The organism is Azospirillum griseum (assembly GCF_003966125.1).
GTDB classification, from domain to species: Bacteria; Pseudomonadota; Alphaproteobacteria; order Azospirillales; family Azospirillaceae; genus Azospirillum; species Azospirillum griseum.
Window position 1 is genome coordinate 79447 of the sequence record NZ_RXMA01000013.1, and the last position, 17381, is coordinate 96827.

Sequence of the window (17381 nt, forward strand, 5' to 3'; positions counted from 1 at the left end):
TCGGCCAGCCAGTCACCCAACCACCCGCTTGACGCCACCCAAGGCGGCACGGCTCTCCCGCGCCGCCTTCCCCTGGCCTGTTGCCCACCCGCAACCGGAGCACGCCCATGCTCGCCCGCATCGGATTGACCCAAAAGACGCTGTTGATCGTCGCCGTGCTGGCCTTTGGCCTGACGGCGGTCGCCGCCCTGGGGGTCGGGGGGCTGAACCGCGACCGCGCCCGGTTGGACAGCGTGCAAAGCGGCGGGCGGTTGGCGCTGGACGCGGCGGGGCTGAAGACCCGCATCACCGCGATCAACCGCGCCGAATTCGCCATCGCCGCCAACCCGGCGGTGGTGGACCGTTTTTCCGAACGGCTGCAAACCGACCTGGACGGGGCCTTGGCCGACCTCGCCGGGTTGGTGGAGCGCGGCGGGGCGGACAAGGCCGACTCGCAGCGGCTGGAGGCCTACCTCACCCAATATGGCCAGAACATCAAGAAGGTGATCGGGGCGGCGCAGCTCGCCATCCTCGACCCGACGGCGCGCGACGCCATCGTCGACCTGCTGCTGGACGGGCGGGAGCTGGTGGAGCGGATCGAGGCCGCCGCCGATGCCCTGTCCGGCAAGACCGCCGCGTCGGCCGCCGCCACCGCGCAAGCCGCCGACGCCGAGGCCGCCGACGCCATCACCCTGATGATCGCGGTGGCCGCGCTGGCGGCCCTGCTGGGCACGGTGACGGCGGTGCTGATCGCGCGGATCGGCATCATCGGCCCGCTGCAACGCAACCTGTCCGCCCTGCGCCGCCTGTCGGAAGGCGACGTAACGGTCGCCATCACCGATGGGCATCGGCGCGACGAGATCGGGGCGATGGCCGACGCCATGCAGGAGTTCCGCCACGCCCTGGAAACCCGCGCGGCGTTGGAGCGCGACGCGCTGGCCCGCACCGACAGCGACCTGCGCCGCGCCCGCCGCCTTGACACCCTGACCCAGGAGTTCCGCGACCAGATCGAAGCGATCACGGCCGCGCTCTCCGACGCCTCCGGCTCGCTGGAGCAGACCGCCGAAGACATGACGAGGATCGCCGCCGACGCGCTGTCGATGTCGTCCGACGCCTCACAGGCCGCCAGCCTGTCCGGCCACGCCGTCACCTCCGTCGCCGCGGCCACCGAGGAGATCGCCGTCACCGTCAACGAGATGGCCAGCCAGATCGACCGCATGCGCGGCATCGCCGACGAGGCGCTGCACGGCGGCGAACGCACGGTGGCGCGCACCCGGCAGGTGGCGGCGGCGGTGGGTGGTGCCCAGCAGATCGCCAACTTCATCAGCGCCATCGCCGCCCGCACCCATTTGCTGGCGCTGAACGCCACCATCGAAGCCGCGCGCGCCGGGGAGTATGGGCGCGGCTTCGCCATCGTCGCCGGGGAGGTGAAGGAATTGGCCCAGCAGGTCAGCCGCGCCACCGACGACATCGGCGACCGGCTGCGCGACCTGCACGCGCTGGCCTCGGCCTCGATGACCGAGGTGGAGGGGATGCACGCGGTGACGGAAAATCTGGGCGAAGCCTGCGCCATCATCAGCGCCGCCATCGAACAGCAATCCGCCGCCATCGCCGAAATCAGCCAGCGCATGGCGGAGGCCGCCGTCAACACCGCCACCGTCACCACCGGAATCACGGCGGTGGCCGAACAGGTCGAACGGTCCACCGCGCGGGCGGGCGACGTGTTGCGGTCGGCGGGGCAACTGTCCGATCAGGCCGACCGGCTGAACAGCCGGGTGTCCGGCTTCCTGCGCAGCGTCGCCGCCACCTGACACCCGGTGTTGCAAACTGCGACAGCGTGACGATTGTCACATCACCCAGTTTCAGCGAAAATCCCACCCTCGTTGCGACTTGGTGGAGAAACCACGTGTATCACCCGGAGGCTTTGAACCCCATCATCGGCTTTCTGCGCGATCTGGGGGTTGGGGTGGAGGTGGGTGATGGTGGCAAGGGTGGCTTTCTGCCCGGCACCAACATTCGCAACGGCGTGATCCACATCGACCCCGAAACCCTGCTGGGATCCGGGGACGTGCTGCACGAGGCCGGGCACATCATCACCGTGCCGCGCCGCCATTGGCACCGGCTGGGCAGCGACCTCCAAACCAGCATCGAAACGCTGGTCGCCGAAGCCACCAGCCCGGAGGGATGCACCGACCCTGTCTTGGAGGCGTCCGCAAAATTTGGTGAGATGATGGCGCAAGCCTGGTCCTACGCCGTGACGCGTCATCTCGGCCTGCCACCCGCTTGCGTCTTTTTTCCGGGAACCCACAAAATTCATGAGGTGCAGGACCAACACCCGATGATCGAGTGGCTGGAACGGGGGACCCATTACGGCCCGCTTCATCTGGCCCATCAGGGATTCACCGGCTACTCCGGCGTCTTCGCCTTCATGGGGAACAACGGCCTGCCCGCCTTTCCCCAGATGACGCGCTGGTCGGTGGACTGATTGTCCACCGACCAGCGCTCACGTTCCGCGCATCAGGGCATTAGGGTTTGGTCGGGATGCCAAGCTTGGCCTGGACGGCGGCCAGACCGTCCTTGCCGTCGATGGTGGTCACGCCTGTCAGCCAGTTTTTCAACACCGCCGGGTTTTTCTTGAGCCACGCCTTGGCCGCGTCGTCGGGCTTCTTGTTGGCGTTCATGATGTCGTCCATCACGGCGTTTTCCATCTCCACCGTGAAGGACAGGTTGGCCAGCAGCGCGCCGACGTTCGGGCAGTCGGCGGCGTAGCCCTTGCGCACGTTGGTGCTGACCGTCGCCCCGCCGAAATCCGGGCCGAACCAATCATCACCATCGGCCAGATAGGTCAACTCGAACGCCTTGTTCATCGGGTGCGGCGCCCAGCCCAGGAAGGCGATGAACTTCTTGGCGCGGACCGCCCGCTTGACCTCGGCCAACATCCCGGCCTCGCTGGACTCCACCATCTTGAAGTCCTTCAGGCCGAAGGCGTCGGCCTTCAGCATCTTGTCGATGATGAGGTTGCCGTCGTTCCCGGCCTCGATGCCATAGATCTTGCCGTCCAGCTTGTCCTTGAACTTCGCCAAATCCTTGAAGCTTTTCAGACCGGCGTCGGCGGCGTATTTCGGCACGGCCAGCGTGTATTTCGCCCCTTCCAGATTGACCCGCGTCACCTCGACCGATCCATCCTCCAACGCGGGTTTGAGGAAAGGTTCCATCGTCGGCATCCAATTGCCCAGGAACACGTCGAGCGACTTGGTTTTCAAACCGCTGTAGACCAGCGGGACGGAGGTCATGGTCGTGGACGGGCTGTAGCCCAACCCGTCCAGGGTGACGGAGGCGAGCGCCGTGGTGGCGGCGATGTCGGTCCACCCCACATCGCCAAATCGGACCTTCTTGCACGACGCCGGATCGGCGGCTTGGACGGATCCAGCCCCCAGGGTCAGAACGGCAGCGAGGGTGAGGGCGGGCAGCGCCGTCCAGGCGGTTTTCATCGGTCGAACTCCTGACGCGGTGGTGTGGCTCCCCACCGACACGCCCCAATGGACAAGGGCCGGTGGAACAAGGGCCGGTGGAACAAGAGCTGGTGGGACAAGGAACGGGCACGGCGATTTCGCCATCGACGCCCGCAGGAAAAAGGCGCATGACATGGCGCGGAACCCGGAGACCGGTTATGGTCTTGCCTCCCACGCCCACTCGTTACGCAGGTTGGTGAATGCCGAAAGTTGGAATGGAACCCATCCGCCGCCGCCAATTGATCGACGCGACCATCGCATCGATGGGCGAACACGGGCTGGCGGACACCACGGTGCAAACGATCAGCCGGGGGGCGGGGGTGTCTCCCGGCATCATCCACCATTATTTCGGCGGCAAGGACGAACTGCTGGCGGCGACCATGCGCAGCATGCTGGAGCAGCTCCGCGCCGACGTCACCCAGCGGCTGGCCGCCGCCCGGTCGCCGCGCGCCCGGCTGGAAGCGGTGATCGACGCCAATTTTGCCGACGACCAGTTCGACCCGCGTGTCGTGTCGGCGTGGCTGGGCTTCTGGGCGCAGGCCCCGCACAACCCGGCCTTGGCCCGGTTGCAGCGGATCAACGCCCGCCGCCTGATTTCCAACCTGCGCCACAGCCTGCGCGCCCTGCTGCCGCCGCAACGGGCCGACCGGGTGGCCAGCGGACTGGCGGCGATGATCGATGGATTGTGGTTGCGCTCCGCCCTGACCGGGGCCGCCGACGGGCGCGAGGCCCGCGCCATCGCCCTGAGCTATCTGGACGCCGAACTGGGAGCCTGAGCGGCGGGGGGCGGTGCGCCGCTCCCTCACTGCGCGCCGCCTTTGGACGCGCCACGGTCGACGCCATGGGGGCCAAAGCCCCGGGCACCAAAACTCTGAACACCAAAGCTCTGGGTGATGCGGTCGAGCAGGATGGCGAGCAGCACCACCGCCAACCCGCTTTCAAAGCCCAGACCGATGTCCAGCCGCTGGATGCCCTGAAGCACGACGTTGCCCAGCCCACCGGCCCCGATCATCGACGCCACCACGATCATCGACAGCGCCATCATCATGGTCTGGTTGACCCCGGCCATGATCGACGGCAGCGCGTTGGGCAACTGCACCTTCAGCAACAGTTGATGGTCCTTGCAGCCAAAGGCCCGCCCGGCCTCCACCAGCTCCGCCGGGACCTGTCGGATCCCCAGCGCGGTCAGGCGCACGGCGGGCGGCATGGCGAAAATCACAGTGGCGAGGATGCCCGGCACCCGGCCCAGGCCGAAGAACATCACCGCCGGAATCAGATAGACGAAGGCGGGCATGGTCTGCATGAAATCCAGCAGCGTCGCCCCTACCCCATCGGCCAGACGGCTGCGCGCCATGGCGATGCCCAGCGGCACCCCGATCAGCAGGCTGAGCGTGGTGGAGGCCACCACCAGCCCCAGTGTGCTCGCCATCGGTTCCCACAGCCCCATGGCGTGAATCCCGGCCAGCGACAGCAGCGCGAACAGGGCAAAGCCCTTGCCCACCCGCCACAGCGCCAGCGCGGTCAGCGCGCCCCCCAAGGCCCAGGGCGGCAGGCCGATCAGCGTGTTGTCGATGGCCGCGCCAAAGCCATCGACCACGGCGGCGATGACGTCCAGCGTCGGTTGACCATGGTCGAGGATCAGGTTGACCAAGCGGTCGGCCCAGCGACCGACCCCACCGGCCAGCAGGCCGTTCCACAGCTCATCCACGCGGATCGTCCCCACGGTCCAGAGTTTCCAGCAAGGCCGCGCGGGTCAGCACGCCCAGAAAGCGCCCGCCGCCATCGACCACCGGGACCGGACAGGGCGCGGTGGCGACGCGGCGCAGCAGGCTGTGCAGCGGCGCGTCGGCGGCCACCGGTTCCGGCCGGTTCAGGATGGTCCCCTCGGCGCGCGACAGCACGCCCAGAAACCGCCCGTCGCGCCCCCGGACATAGCCATAACCGACGCCACGTTCAGCCAGACGGCGCAGGGCGGCGATGGGATCCTCCCCCTCCTCCACCAGCGTCACCCGGTCGTCGCAGCGGGCCAGATCGCGGGCGCGCAGCACGCGCGACGGATCCACTCCCCGGAAGAAGGCGCGGACATACTCGTCGGCGGGGTTGGTGATGATCTCCGCCGGGGTGCCGATCTGCACGATCCGCCCCTCCTCCATCACCGCGATGCGGTCGGCGATGCGCATCGCCTCGTCCGCGTCGTGGGAGATGAAGACAATGGTCCGGGCCTGTTCGCGCTGAAGCCGCAAAAGCTCGTTCTGCATGTCGGTGCGGATCAACGGGTCGAGCGCGGAAAACGCCTCGTCCATCAGCAGGATGGAGGGGTTTTTCGCCAGGGCGCGGGCCAACCCGACCCGCTGCTGCATCCCGCCCGACAATTCGCGCGGGTAGCGGTGGGCGTAGGCCGACAGCCCCACCTTGTCCAACGCCCGCATGGCGGCGTCGCGCCGCGCGTCGCGCCCCACCCCGGCCACCTCCAAACCAAAGGCGGCGTTGTCGAGCGCGGTGCGGTTGGGCAGCAGGGCGAAGGACTGGAACACCATCGACAGGTCACGGCGCAGCACCTCGACCAGCTCGTTTTTGGACAGGGCGGTCAGATCGCGCCCGTCCAGCTGGATCGACCCGGCGGTCGGCTCGATCAGGCGGTTCAGCAAGCGGACCATCGTCGATTTGCCCGACCCCGACAGGCCCATGATGACGAAGATCTCACCCGCCCGGATGTCAAAGCTGGCGTCCACCACCCCGACATTCACGTTCAGCCGGGCCAGCACCTCCGCCTTGCCCGCCCCGTCCCGCAGCAAGGCCAGGGCCGGGCGCGGGTCATCGGCGAACACCTTGCACAGGTTGCGCACCTCCATGCGGACGGCCCCGCGCGCCTCGCCCACCCGCGCGCCGCTGCGGGCCGTGTCCGCCCCCACCGCAGACAAGGCAGCGTCGGAGGGCAAAATCAACGTCATGGTGGCGGTCCTTGAACGGTGCACGGGATGGCTGAACGAAAGGGTCGGCAGATTGCCCTGAGACAGGCCTCCCGGTCGATAGTGGAGTCTGCTTATTTTGCATTTTCATCACGCCCGATGTCCTTTTGGGACAACATGCCGCGACTTTGTTTTTGATTGATCGTTCAATTAAAAATTTGAGCCGTCCATTTGCCGGTCTCCCCCCTCTGAATCCCCGCGCGCCTCCGGATTCCTCCTGATTTCGCCCGGCCCGTTGCAAGCGCAGCATCAAAGCCGATCGCCGTTCAAACGATCCTCACTCAAAACAACCCATCCAATCCGGGAGAGCGTGGTGAAGATAGCGACCAAACTCTTGGCCCCCGTTGCCGTGCTCTCCCTGATCGGCCTGCTGATCGGCGGGGTGGCCCTGTGGGGGATGGCCCGCAACGACGACGCCACCCAAGCCCTGCTGCGCAGCAACGCCGTGGTCGTCGCCGCGTCGGAATTGCGCTCCGTCAGCCGGGCCTTGCAACGCGACGCCCTCAACCTGATCGACGAGAGCGAGGCCGGACAGGCCGCGCTGAAGGGCCGTTTTGCCGAACGGCTGGATTTGATGACGCGGCTGAGCGGCGACCTCGATGCCCGGCTGCGCGCCGCCGGGCATGACCAGGGCGCACGGATGACCGCTTTGCAATCCAAGGTCCGCGACAGTCTGGGCCGGGTCCGCGATCTGGCGCTGGCGGGCAAGCGGGAGGAGGCGCGCGCCCTGTTCCGCAGCGAGGTGCGCGACAACGAGCGCGCCGCGTCCCAATTGACCGACCCGCTGATCGAGGCGGAAATCAAGGAGGGCGAGCGGCTCAACCAGCGTTTGGACGAGGTGGAAGCGTCCGTCACCCGGATGGTGACGGCCTTTCTGCTGATCGGCACCCTGGTTGGGGTTGTTCTGTCGGTGCTGATCGCCCGTCGCGGCGTCGTTCAACCGCTGGCCCGGCTCACCACCGCGATGGAACGGTTGACCCACAAGCAGTATGACGCCGACCTGTCGGACGCCGCCCGCAAGGACGAGGTGGGAACGATGGCGACGGCGGTGCTGGTGTTCCGCGACGCCATGCAGACCGCCGACCGGCTGGAAGCCGAACAGGCGCGCGACCGTCTGGCGCGCGAACGGCGCACCGAGGCGATCGAACGGATGATTGCCGAGTTCGAACGCAACATCGCCAGCATCCTGCGCACGGTGTCCGCCGCCGCGACCGAGTTGGAGGCCACGGCCAAAAGCATGACCGGCATCGCCAGCGACACCAACGCGCGCGCCACCGCCACCGCGCGGGCGGCGGAAGAGGCGTCGGTGAACGTCCAGACGGTGGCGGCGGCGACCGAGGAACTGGCCATGTCGATCCAGGAAATCAGCGGGCAGGTGTCCCGCTCCACCGACATCGCCAACCGGGCCAGCGCCGAGGCCGCCGACACCAACCGCACGGTTCAGGGGTTGGTGGAGCAGGCGCAGCGGATCGGCGAGGTGGTGCGCCTCATCACCGGCATCGCCAGCCAGACCAATTTGCTGGCGCTGAACGCCACCATCGAAGCCGCCCGCGCCGGAGAGGCGGGCAAGGGCTTTGCCGTCGTCGCCAACGAAGTGAAAAACCTCGCCACCCAGACCGCCAAGGCGACGGAGGAGATATCCGGTCAGATTTCCTCCATGCAGGGGGCGACCGACGGGGCGGCCCAGGCCATCGCCGGAATCGGCCACACCATCGGGACCATCCGCGAGGTCGCCACCTCCATCGCGTCGGCGATTGAGGAACAGGGGGCGGCCACCGCCGAAATCTCCCGCAACGTGCAGGAGGCGGCGACCGGCACCCGCTCCGTCAGCATGAACATCGGCACCGTCAGCCAGGCCGCCACCCAGACCGGGGCCGCCGCCTCCCAGGTGTTGGAGGCGTCGAGCGAGCTGGCCGAACAATCGGTGCGGCTGAAATCCCAGGTCGAACAGTTCCTGACCGGGATCCGGGCCGCCTGACGCGCCCCGAATCCCCGCCGAACAGTCCCCCCGATCAGAAGGCGGCGCGCACCCCGGCGTACACCGCGCGGCCTTCGCCCGGATAGAAGATGGACGTCGCCACCCGGCGCGCGTCCGTCACCGTGCCGATGTCGCTGATGTATTTCTTGTTGGTCAGGTTGCGGCCGTCGATGAAGACCAACACACCGTTGGAAAACTCCTTGCCCGCCTGCAGACCCAACAGGGTGCGGCCCGGAACCTTCAGCGTGTTGGCCTGATCGGCCCAGGCCCCTTGAGGAACCCAATCCACCGTCGGCGTCACATAGAAGCCGTCGTTGGCGTAGGTCAGGCTGGAGCGCAACACATGGCGCGGCACGCCCGCCAACGTGTTGTTGCCATACTGGCGGTCGCCGTCAAAGGTGAAGTGGTTGAAGGTCCAGACCTGCCCGACGCTCAGGCGGTCGTCCTTGGCGGCGATGCCGGTGGCGACGGTGGCCTTGAACGCGGCCTCGATCCCCTGATGGATGGTGCGATCGGCGTTGAAGGTCGCCGCCGGAACGCTGCTGTTGGTGACGTATTGCAGCATCTCCCCGCGCAGGACCGAGCGGTAGGCGGTGACGTCCCACGACACCCCGCCCATCTCGCCGCGCGTGCCGATTTCCGCCGTCCAGGCGCGTTGCGGCTGCAACGGCACAAAGCCCAGCGTGCCGTTCGCCTGGGTCTGGTTCAGGTCGGAGAAATCGGGGATGTCCTGGCTGCGGGTCAGGTTGACGAAAGCCTGGATGGTGGGCTTGGGTTCCCACAGCAGACCGATCTTGGGGTTGAAGCCGTAATAGGCACGGTCGCCGTTCTTGGTGGGCGACAGCAGGTCGCTGTAGCTGCGCAGGTCGCGTTGCGCCTTGCCGCCGGTCATCAGGGCCAGGGTGGGCAGGACATACAGGCGGTTTTCCGCAAAGATCTCCGCGTTGTAGGCGTTCTGACGGGAATCGACCGTCTGCGCGCCCCGGCTGCCGTTGATGTTGATGAACTGGCGGGCCTTGGTGTTGCCCGCCGTCAAACGGCCACCGACCACCAGCTCGTCGCGCATGCCGCCCACGGTGAACTGCGTGGTGTAACGCGGGGCGACGCCATAGGTCCAACCGGTCTGATCGATGACCTGAAAGATCGGGTGGAACAGCTTTTTGCGGATCGCCCAGGTGGCGACGTCCAGTTGCCCGGACTCCATCTTGACGCTGGTGCGGTTGGCGATGCGCTGGGTCCAGACGTCGCGGGCCTGATCGCCCGACAGCACCGCCGCCGTCGCCATGGTTGGGCGGTTCAGCGCGTCGTTCAGGCCGAGCGCGCCGGGCAATTTCTGGTGGGTGACGTATTCGCCGAAGTAAAAGCGCGTCTCCACATCGGGGCTGATGCGGTAGCCAATGTTGCCGTTGACCTGCTCATACTGCTGGCGGGCGTGTTTGCGGTAGCCGTCGGAATGCGACACCGTGGCGTTGACCAGAAAATCCAGATCGCCCAGCACGCGCGAGGCCTGGAGGGAGGTGCGCAGCGTGCCGAAGCTGCCGCCATCGACGCGCAGCACGTTGGGCGCGATGGCGGTGTGCGCCGTCGGCGTCACCAGATTGATCGCCCCGCCCAAGGTGGAGGAGCCATAGGCCAACCCGTTGCCGCCCTTGAACACCTCGGCGTAGCGCAGGGCCTGCGGGTCAAGCTGGTAGAAATCGCCGCTGCCGTCGGCGGCGTTGACCGGAATGCCGTCCTGCAACAGCTCCACCCCGCGCAGGTGATAGCCGCGCGCCATGCCCGACCCGCGCACCGACAGGCGCAGCTCCTGGCCATAGCGGTTTTCCACGAACACGCCGGGCACGTTGCCCAGCACGTCGCGCAGCGTGTTGGCCAGCGTGCCCTTGTAGGATTCGGCGTCGACGAAACCGACGGAGCCGACGGTCTTGCCCAGCTCCTCTTGCGCCTGTTCAGCGGTGGGGGCGGTCGGGGTCCCCTTGCCCTGGCCGGTGACGGTCAGCGTGTCGAGCGCGACCGGGGCATTGGTCTGGGGGGCGGCGGCGGTTTGCGCGGCGGCGGGAAGCGCCTGGACCGCAACGAGGGAGGCAAGCGCCAAAGCGCCGCCGGTGTGCATGCGGGTCATCACTCAGTCTCTCCTGTGCCCGGTTGCGGGACCGCATCGGGGTCGCCGGGCCGGGCATGAACATCGGTCTAAGGGGGACGCGCGGGCGCGCGGACGGGTTGAGTCCGCTCGGGCGGCCCGCGCGCCCGGGGCCGATGGGCGACGGGCCGGGGAACGGCGCGGCGGGACGGTGCGCGCCGCACCCGTCGGCCATGGCCGTTGGGACCGGGGGCGGGACCGAAACCGCCCGGCAGCAGCGTTTGCACGGCGGCAAAGGCCAGGCAGGCCGGACAGGACTCATCAAACGGATCGGCGGGCGGACCGTCGGACGGGGCCGGTTGCGGCGGCCGCGCGGCCAGGCACAGCGGTGCCGACGCGTCCGCCGCCGCGCTGCGGTCCGCCATCACCAGGGCCGATCCGATGGGCGACAGCGCTTGCAGCAGCGCCGCCAGCAGCAGCACCGCCCACAGCCCGCGCGCCCAAACCGGCCTGCGCTGTTCGATGCGCGCCGTCATCGCAGGGCAAACCGCACCGGGACCGTCACCTCCAACCGCTCACCGCCCAGCGTCGGCGGCAACGGCGGCAGGGGGGACGCCCGTTCGATCATCTGTTCCGCCGCCTGATCCAAACTCTCATGGCCGGATCCCTGGACGATGGACCAACGCACAATCGTGCCGTCCCGCGCGATGGTGAAGCGCAGCTGCACGGTTCCTTCCTCCCGCGCCAGTTGGGCGGCGCGCGGGTACAGCTTGTAGCGGGCCAGCCGGGCGAGGATCGTCGCCAAATAGTCGGGCGGCGGCCCGCTGGAGGCCACTTGCGGCGGGGCGGCGGCAACGGGCGGCACCGCCGGAGCGGGCGCGGCGACGGCGTGGGACACGGGGGGTGGAGCCGTTGGGGATGGCGGCGCCTTGGCCGCCGCCACTCGCTTGACCGGGGCCGGGACAACCGGAGAGGGGACAACCGGCGGCGGCGTGATCGACACCGGACGGGACGGCGGCAGGGGACGGGGCGGCGGCTCCGGTCTGACCGGTTCCGGCGGGGGAGGCTCCGGTTTGGGCGGTTCCGGTTTGGGGTCTTCGGGCGCTGGCGTGGGCGGCGGTTCCGGGACCGGCGCAGGGGGCGGCTCCACCGGCGGGGGTGGAGCCGGTTCCGGCGGAGGGGACGGGGTCGGCTCGACCGGCGTCGGTTCAGGGACGACCGGCTCCGAAGGGGGCACAACGGGTTCCGCCGGGGGAGCTGGTGGGTCCGCCATGGCCGACGCGACAGCCAGCGGCTCAGCGGTCGGTTCGACAACCGGTTCGACAACCGGTTCAACCACAGGCGGGGACGACGGGGCCGGTTCAGCGGGCGGCTCCGGGACCGGCTCCAACTCCAGGGCAAAGGCCACGGCCTCCGACGCGGCGGGCGGCGGGGGGTCCGGCCGCGCCAGCCCGACGACCAGGGCGATCACGCCAGCGTGCAACGCCACCGACAGCGGCAGGGGCCATCGGCTGGACGCAGGGCGCGGAGCGGCGGGGCGGGTCGTCGGCACCAGCGCGCAAGGCTGGGGACCGGCGGTCAAGCGGTCGGGCGGCAGGGGGGTGTCACCGGAAATCCGTGGGGCAATGCCCCGTCCCGCGCCCACACGGCCCCCATGGCGTCCACCGCGCGGCATCCCAGGCGGGACGGCGCGGTCAGCAACGATCCGGGCGTAAACGGGGAATCAGGCGGAACGGGGCGGCGGTTTCACAACCAAACCACCGGCGGCGCGCGCGGGGCGTGACGCGACCGCGCCGCCGACATCATCACGTACGGGCGCGGGCGCACCGAATCCAAACGCTCCCCGACCCGCAACACCGCCAGCGCGCCGCCATCCGGCGGCACCAGGGCGTGGGCGGACAAGGCCAGACACAAGGCGCAGGGCGGGGCATGATGGGTGCCATCGCCGGGCGCACCGGCGGCCCCCGGCGCGCCGTTCCCCTCGTCGGCCGGATCGGCCAGGGATGGGGTGAGGGTGGAGGGGCCGCAGCCAACGGCCCAAGCCGCGGGATCGGGGGCAACGAGCAGGCTGGCCCCCAGCCCCCCGTCGCTCGAACCCGCGCCGACCGGCCCGCCGCGCGCCGCCATGGCGGCGTTGGGCAGGATCGCTTGCAGCAGCAGGGCCAGAACCGCCAGCCAGACACGCCAACGCCCCCGCCCGGACCGGATCGGTCCGGCGGCGGATCGTCGGGCCGTCACAGCCGTCTGTCCCCGTGCCTGCGCCACCACGCGCCATCCTTTGCCATCAACAGGATGTCCCGGCTTTATCACACCCCGACGACTCCGACCACAGCGGATCGTTGCACAAACACCACCCCGGTCAAAAGCGAAACACATCCCGTTTCTGCCAGAAGGCACGCCGGGCAAAGGATCCCAGGCTGCGTTCCAGCCGGCCACGGCGTTGCCCGCAGGAGTCAGGCGGGCACCCGGAGAACGAGAGCGGTGCCACCTTGGTCACAGGGCGCGCGCAGGCGATGCGGTCGTCGTTCTGGCCGGTTTGGACCGTCGCCACGGGCACGCAGACCATCAACAGGACCCAGCCGATGGCGGCAAGCGCGGTCAGGGCGATCACCGGAATCCGCGCCCTGTGGGCCGAGGTGGCGATCCACCGCGTCAAGCCTGCCATCGCCCGGACCTCCCCCTGTTGTGGCTCCGTCCTCCCCCGAACGGCGTCAACATACGATGTAAATTTACAGCGTAAGTTTGTCAAGCCCGCGCCGGGCCACCGGGAAACGGGCCGCAAGGGCACGGCACCGAGGAGGGGCGCGGCACCCTGACGCAGGGCGGGCGCGCTCCGGCGTCCGGAATCGGGCGTATACTGATGATCCGGGCGGCGCTGCGGGTGCCGCCGTCGTTGGAAAGGGCACGATCATGGACAGCCTGTTGATGGACACGGTGGCCCCGGCGGATAACGCGGAGCCGCCGGCGTCGCCCTGGCGCGGCTTTGCCGAGGGGCCTTGGCAGCAATCCATCGACGTGCGTGACTTCATCCTGCGCACCGTCACCCCCTACACCGGCGATTCCACCTTCCTCAGCGGCCCCACCGAGCGGACGCGGGCGCTGTGGGCGCGCATCACCGACCTGCTGGCGCAGGAGCGCGCGACCAAGGGCGGCGTGCTGGACGCCGACACCGACCGGGTGTCGGGCATCACCGCCCACCCGCCGGGCTACATCGACCGCGATTTGGAAATCATCGTCGGCTTGCAAACCGACAAACCGCTCAAACGCGCGATCATGCCGTTCGGCGGCTGGCGGCTGGTGAAAAGCGGGTTGGAGGCCTATGGCTTCACCGCCTCTCCCGCGCTGGACGCGGTGTTTCCCAACCTGCGCAAAACGCACAATCACGGCGTGTTCGACGTCTACACCGACGAGATGCTGCGCTGCCGCAAATCGGGCGTCATCACCGGCCTGCCCGATTCCTACGGGCGCGGCCGCATCATCGGCGATTACCGCCGCGTCGCTCTGTATGGCGTGGACCGGCTGACCGCCGACAAGCGCGCGCAATTCGCCTCCCTCGACCTCGACCGCATGGACGAAGCGACGCTGCGCGCGCGGGAGGAGATCACCGAGCAGATCCGCGCGCTCGCCGATCTGGTGGCGATGGCCGCCAGCTATGGCTTTGACGTCACCCGCCCGGCGGCGACCGCGCAAGAGGCGGTGCAGTGGACCTATCTGGCCTATCTGGCGGCGGTGAAGGAATCGAACGGGGCCGCAATGTCGCTGGGCCGGGTGTCGAGCTTCCTCGACGTCTACATCGCCCGCGATCTGGCGGACGGTCGGCTGGACGAGGCCCAGGCGCAGGAGCTGATCGACCAGTTCGTCATCAAACTGCGTCTGGTCCGCTTCCTGCGCACACCGGAATACGACCAGCTCTTTTCCGGTGATCCGACCTGGGTGACGGAATGCCTGGGCGGCATGGCGCTGGACGGGCGGACGCTGGTGACGAAATCCAACTTCCGCATGCTCAACACCCTGCACAATCTCGGCCCCGCCCCGGAACCGAATCTGACCGTTCTGTGGTCGGAACAATTGCCGGAGGGATTCAAGCGTTTCTGTGTCGAAACGTCGATCAAGACCTGTTCCCTGCAATATGAGAACGACGATCTGATGCGCCCCTATTGGGGCGACGATTACGCCATCGCCTGCTGCGTGTCGGCGATGCGGATCGGCAAGCAGATGCAGTTCTTCGGCGCGCGGGCCAATCTGGCCAAGACCCTGCTGTACGCCATCAACGGCGGCCGCGATGAGCTGACGGGCGAGCAGATCGGCCCGGCCTTTGCCCCGATCACCGCCGATGCCCTGACCTATGACGAGGTGATCGCGCGGTTCGTTCCGATGATGGAATGGTTGGCGAAGGTCTACATGAACACGCTGAACGCCATCCATTACATGCACGACAAATACATGTACGAGCGGTTGGAGATGGCGTTGCACGACCGCGACATCCTGCGCACCATGGCCTGTGGCGTCGCCGGGTTGAGCGTGGTGGCCGACAGCCTGTCGGCGATCCGGCACGCCACCGTTCACGTCATCCGCGACGCGCGCGGGCTGGCCGTCGATTACCGGATCGAGGGCGACTATCCGGCCTATGGCAACAACGACCCGCGCGTGGACGACATCGCCGTGTGGGTGGTGGAACGCTTCATGGCATTGCTGCGGAAACAAAAAGCCTACCGCGACGCCGTGCCGACGCAATCGGTGCTGACCATCACCTCCAACGTCGTCTATGGCAAGAAGACCGGCAGCACGCCGGACGGGCGCAAGGCGGGCGAACCCTTTGCGCCGGGGGCCAACCCGATGCACGGGCGCGACCGCAAGGGGGCCATCGCCTCCATGGCGTCGGTGGCCCGCCTGCCCTACGCCCACGCGCAGGACGGCATCAGCTACACCTTCACCATCGTTCCCGGCGCGCTGGGGCCGACACCGGAAGAGCGGGTGGCCAACCTGATCGGCATGCTGGACGGCTACACCGCCCAGGGCGGCCACCACATCAACGTCAACGTGTTCGACCGCGACACCCTGATCCACGCCATGGACCACCCGGAGCTGTACCCGCAATTGACCATCCGGGTCAGCGGCTATGCGGTGAACTTCATCAAGCTGACGCGCGAACAGCAGCTCGATGTGGTGTCGCGCACCTTCCACGCCGGGCATTGAGCGGGATGGGGCAAGACAGTCAATGACCGTGCGCGGCTGGGTTCATTCGGTGGAAAGCTGCGGCACGGTGGACGGCCCCGGCCTGCGCTATGTCCTGTTTCTGGCCGGATGCCCGTTGCGCTGCCTCTACTGCCACAACCCCGACACCCACCACCTGCACGACGGGACACCGACGGATTCCGGCGCGGTGCTGGCCGACATCGCACGCACCGCCGGTTTCCTGACCCGCGCCCATGGCGGGGTGACGCTGAGCGGCGGTGAACCGCTGGTGCAGCCGGAGTTCAGCGCGGCGATCCTGCGCGGCTGCAAGGGGCTGGGGCTGCACACCGCCCTCGACACGTCGGGCCATCTGGGGCTGCACGCCGACGATCACCTGCTGGCCGACACCGATCTGGTGCTGCTCGACATCAAGGCCTTCACCGAACAGACCCACCGGGCGCTGACCGGCGCGCCACTGCGCCCGACCCTGGAGTTCGCCGAACGGCTGGCCGGGCTGGGAAAGCCGGTCTGGCTGCGCTACGTCCTGGTCCCCGGCCTGACCGACAACGAGGCCGAGATCACCGCCCTGGCCGACTTCGCCGCCGGGCTGGGCGTGGTGGAGCGGGTGGACGTGCTGCCCTTCCACAAGATGGGGGAGGCGAAATGGGCGGCGCTGGGCCTGCCCTACCGCCTGACCGACACCCAACCACCCACGGCGGAACAGACCGCGCGGACGCGCGGCCTGTTCCGGGCGGCCGGGTTGCGGGCACCGTAACCCTTTCCCTCGTCAGGGAATGAACCGTCGGGTGATCTCGTCGATGCGGCCACGGTTCTTCATATCGTCCACCGCCCGCTGCCAAGCCGCAATGGTGTCATCCGGAACCGTCTTGGACACCGCGATGTAGAGATCGTTCCGGCAAATTTCCGGACCAATGTCCAGGCTGTTGGGATCAAACCCCAGCGCCTTGTAGATGTAGGGGCCGCCGAGCCTGGACACCGCCCAGGCGTCGATGCGATCCGCGTCAAGGAGGCGGGCACCGGTTTCCCAATCCTTTTGGGTCTGGATGTTGGTCAAACCCGCTTCTTTCAGAACCGCCGCCGTGTTTCCGCCATTGAGCGCACCGATGCGCCAATCGCGCGCCGCGCTGAGAGTGGCCGGAGCCGCACGCACACCCTTTTTTGTGACCAGAACGATCGAATCATAGACCAGCGGGCCGATCCATTTGAACAGGACCTCCCGCTCGGCGTTGCGGACCGCACCGGCGAAACCCACATGTGGCTGCTCTTGCGGGGCCGCCAGGGCACGCGGGAAAGGCAGGAACTCGACGGTGAAGGGGTTGCCCATGGTGGCGCTGAGATCGCGCAGCACCTGAAGCACGGCCCCGTCCGGTTCGCCGTTCCGGTTTATTTCCAGGGGCGGCAACGCGCTGGTGACAAAGCGCAACGGCTCGGCGTGGGCGAAACCAACGCCCCCAACCAGAAGAAGGCCAGCGGCCAGACAGGACGTGGTGAGAAAGCGGACGGCTCTTGCGGGCCATGAGATCGCGACCCTGTGGTTGGAACAGTCCATGATGGCGCTCCTCGACGGTGTGGGAACCACGCGGATTGAGAAATGGTTCTTTGGTGTGAGGTTGGAAGGGGGAAGTTCGCACCTTTGGCGGAACCAACACCCTCCCCACCCCATCCGC

At 68.2% G+C, this 17381-nt stretch carries 15 protein-coding genes; 6 read left to right on the plus strand and 9 right to left on the minus strand.

All coding sequences use genetic code 11. The features are described from left to right. Positions 1-107 precede the first annotated feature (107 nt). Both EJ903_RS14810 and EJ903_RS14815 read left to right on the plus strand, forming a co-directional pair. Positions 108-1790 carry a methyl-accepting chemotaxis protein gene (locus tag EJ903_RS14810; RefSeq protein WP_126616765.1) on the plus strand — a complete coding sequence of 561 codons (1683 nt, stop codon included), beginning with the start codon at positions 108-110 and terminating at the stop codon, positions 1788-1790. A 95-nt stretch (positions 1791-1885) separates the two neighbouring features. Beyond that, on the plus strand, positions 1886-2464 hold the full coding sequence (locus tag EJ903_RS14815; RefSeq protein ID WP_126616767.1) for a hypothetical protein: 579 nt from the start codon (positions 1886-1888) through the stop codon (positions 2462-2464). A 40-nt stretch (positions 2465-2504) separates the two neighbouring features. On the opposite strand, the gene EJ903_RS14820 is transcribed toward EJ903_RS14815, so the two are convergent. Continuing rightward, the gene (locus EJ903_RS14820) at positions 2505-3470 is read right to left on the minus strand and encodes a choline ABC transporter substrate-binding protein (RefSeq protein WP_126616769.1); all 966 of its coding nucleotides are present in this window, start codon (positions 3468-3470) and stop codon (positions 2505-2507) included. Between the two features lie 221 nt (positions 3471-3691). Here EJ903_RS14820 and betI point away from each other — a divergent pair, with 221 nt between their 5' ends. Then, complete coding sequence (gene betI, locus EJ903_RS14825) at positions 3692-4267, plus strand: transcriptional regulator BetI (RefSeq protein ID WP_126616771.1); 576 nt, start codon at positions 3692-3694, stop codon at positions 4265-4267. 26 nt (positions 4268-4293) lie between these two features. Here betI and EJ903_RS14830 read toward each other — a convergent pair whose 3' ends face one another. Both EJ903_RS14830 and proV read right to left on the minus strand, forming a co-directional pair. After that, the gene (locus tag EJ903_RS14830; protein WP_342772173.1) at positions 4294-5214 is read right to left on the minus strand and encodes an ABC transporter permease; all 921 of its coding nucleotides are present in this window, start codon (positions 5212-5214) and stop codon (positions 4294-4296) included. Then, positions 5192-6343 carry a glycine betaine/L-proline ABC transporter ATP-binding protein ProV gene (proV, locus tag EJ903_RS14835; RefSeq protein ID WP_246015592.1) on the minus strand — a complete coding sequence of 384 codons (1152 nt, stop codon included), beginning with the start codon at positions 6341-6343 and terminating at the stop codon, positions 5192-5194. Before proV ends, EJ903_RS14830 begins: the two co-directional genes overlap by 23 nt. 430 nt (positions 6344-6773) lie before the next feature. Here proV and EJ903_RS14840 point away from each other — a divergent pair, with 430 nt between their 5' ends. Continuing rightward, on the plus strand, positions 6774-8438 hold the full coding sequence (locus EJ903_RS14840) for a methyl-accepting chemotaxis protein (RefSeq protein WP_126616775.1): 1665 nt from the start codon (positions 6774-6776) through the stop codon (positions 8436-8438). Positions 8439-8472: 34 nt separating this feature from the next. On the opposite strand, the gene EJ903_RS14845 is transcribed toward EJ903_RS14840, so the two are convergent. The 5 genes from EJ903_RS14845 to EJ903_RS14865 all read right to left on the minus strand — a co-directional run bounded on the left by EJ903_RS14845 (position 8473) and on the right by EJ903_RS14865 (position 13183). Then, the gene (locus EJ903_RS14845) at positions 8473-10560 is read right to left on the minus strand and encodes a TonB-dependent receptor family protein (RefSeq protein ID WP_210211448.1); all 2088 of its coding nucleotides are present in this window, start codon (positions 10558-10560) and stop codon (positions 8473-8475) included. Between the two features lie 68 nt (positions 10561-10628). Further along, positions 10629-11054: a DUF2946 family protein gene (locus tag EJ903_RS14850; RefSeq protein WP_126616777.1), complete on the minus strand. Its 426-nt coding sequence runs from the start codon at positions 11052-11054 to the stop codon at positions 10629-10631. After that, on the minus strand, positions 11051-12163 hold the full coding sequence (locus EJ903_RS14855; RefSeq protein WP_158627936.1) for an energy transducer TonB: 1113 nt from the start codon (positions 12161-12163) through the stop codon (positions 11051-11053). Before EJ903_RS14855 ends, EJ903_RS14850 begins: the two co-directional genes overlap by 4 nt. A gap of 101 nt (positions 12164-12264) precedes the next feature. Further along, positions 12265-12783, minus strand: a complete 519-nt coding sequence (locus EJ903_RS14860; protein ID WP_126616781.1) for a hypothetical protein — start codon at positions 12781-12783, stop codon at positions 12265-12267. A 94-nt stretch (positions 12784-12877) separates the two neighbouring features. After that, positions 12878-13183: a hypothetical protein gene (locus EJ903_RS14865; protein ID WP_126616783.1), complete on the minus strand. Its 306-nt coding sequence runs from the start codon at positions 13181-13183 to the stop codon at positions 12878-12880. 245 nt (positions 13184-13428) lie between these two features. On the opposite strand from EJ903_RS14865, the gene pflB reads away from it, so the two are divergent. Both pflB and pflA read left to right on the plus strand, forming a co-directional pair. After that, positions 13429-15714 carry a formate C-acetyltransferase gene (pflB, locus tag EJ903_RS14870; protein WP_126616785.1) on the plus strand — a complete coding sequence of 762 codons (2286 nt, stop codon included), beginning with the start codon at positions 13429-13431 and terminating at the stop codon, positions 15712-15714. Positions 15715-15736: 22 nt separating this feature from the next. Next, positions 15737-16468: a pyruvate formate-lyase-activating protein gene (gene pflA, locus EJ903_RS14875; RefSeq protein WP_246015585.1), complete on the plus strand. Its 732-nt coding sequence runs from the start codon at positions 15737-15739 to the stop codon at positions 16466-16468. A gap of 12 nt (positions 16469-16480) precedes the next feature. Here pflA and EJ903_RS14880 read toward each other — a convergent pair whose 3' ends face one another. Beyond that, positions 16481-17263 carry a substrate-binding periplasmic protein gene (locus EJ903_RS14880; protein WP_158627937.1) on the minus strand — a complete coding sequence of 261 codons (783 nt, stop codon included), beginning with the start codon at positions 17261-17263 and terminating at the stop codon, positions 16481-16483. Positions 17264-17381: the final 118 nt, after the last annotated feature.

Coding starts and splice junctions, on each gene's coding strand:
- EJ903_RS14820 (WP_126616769.1), bottom strand. CDS start 3,470: ATGAAAACCGCCTGGACGGCGCTGCCCGCCCTCACCCTCGCTGCCGTT.
- EJ903_RS14865 (WP_126616783.1), bottom strand. CDS start 13,183: ATGGCAGGCTTGACGCGGTGGATCGCCACCTCGGCCCACAGGGCGCGG.
- EJ903_RS14880 (WP_158627937.1), bottom strand. CDS start 17,263: ATGGACTGTTCCAACCACAGGGTCGCGATCTCATGGCCCGCAAGAGCC.
- pflB (WP_126616785.1), top strand. CDS start 13,429: ATGGACAGCCTGTTGATGGACACGGTGGCCCCGGCGGATAACGCGGAG.
- pflA (WP_246015585.1), top strand. CDS start 15,737: ATGACCGTGCGCGGCTGGGTTCATTCGGTGGAAAGCTGCGGCACGGTG.
- EJ903_RS14845 (WP_210211448.1), bottom strand. CDS start 10,560: ATGACCCGCATGCACACCGGCGGCGCTTTGGCGCTTGCCTCCCTCGTT.
- EJ903_RS14810 (WP_126616765.1), top strand. CDS start 108: ATGCTCGCCCGCATCGGATTGACCCAAAAGACGCTGTTGATCGTCGCC.
- proV (WP_246015592.1), bottom strand. CDS start 6,343: ATGGAGGTGCGCAACCTGTGCAAGGTGTTCGCCGATGACCCGCGCCCG.
- EJ903_RS14850 (WP_126616777.1), bottom strand. CDS start 11,054: ATGACGGCGCGCATCGAACAGCGCAGGCCGGTTTGGGCGCGCGGGCTG.
- betI (WP_126616771.1), top strand. CDS start 3,692: ATGCCGAAAGTTGGAATGGAACCCATCCGCCGCCGCCAATTGATCGAC.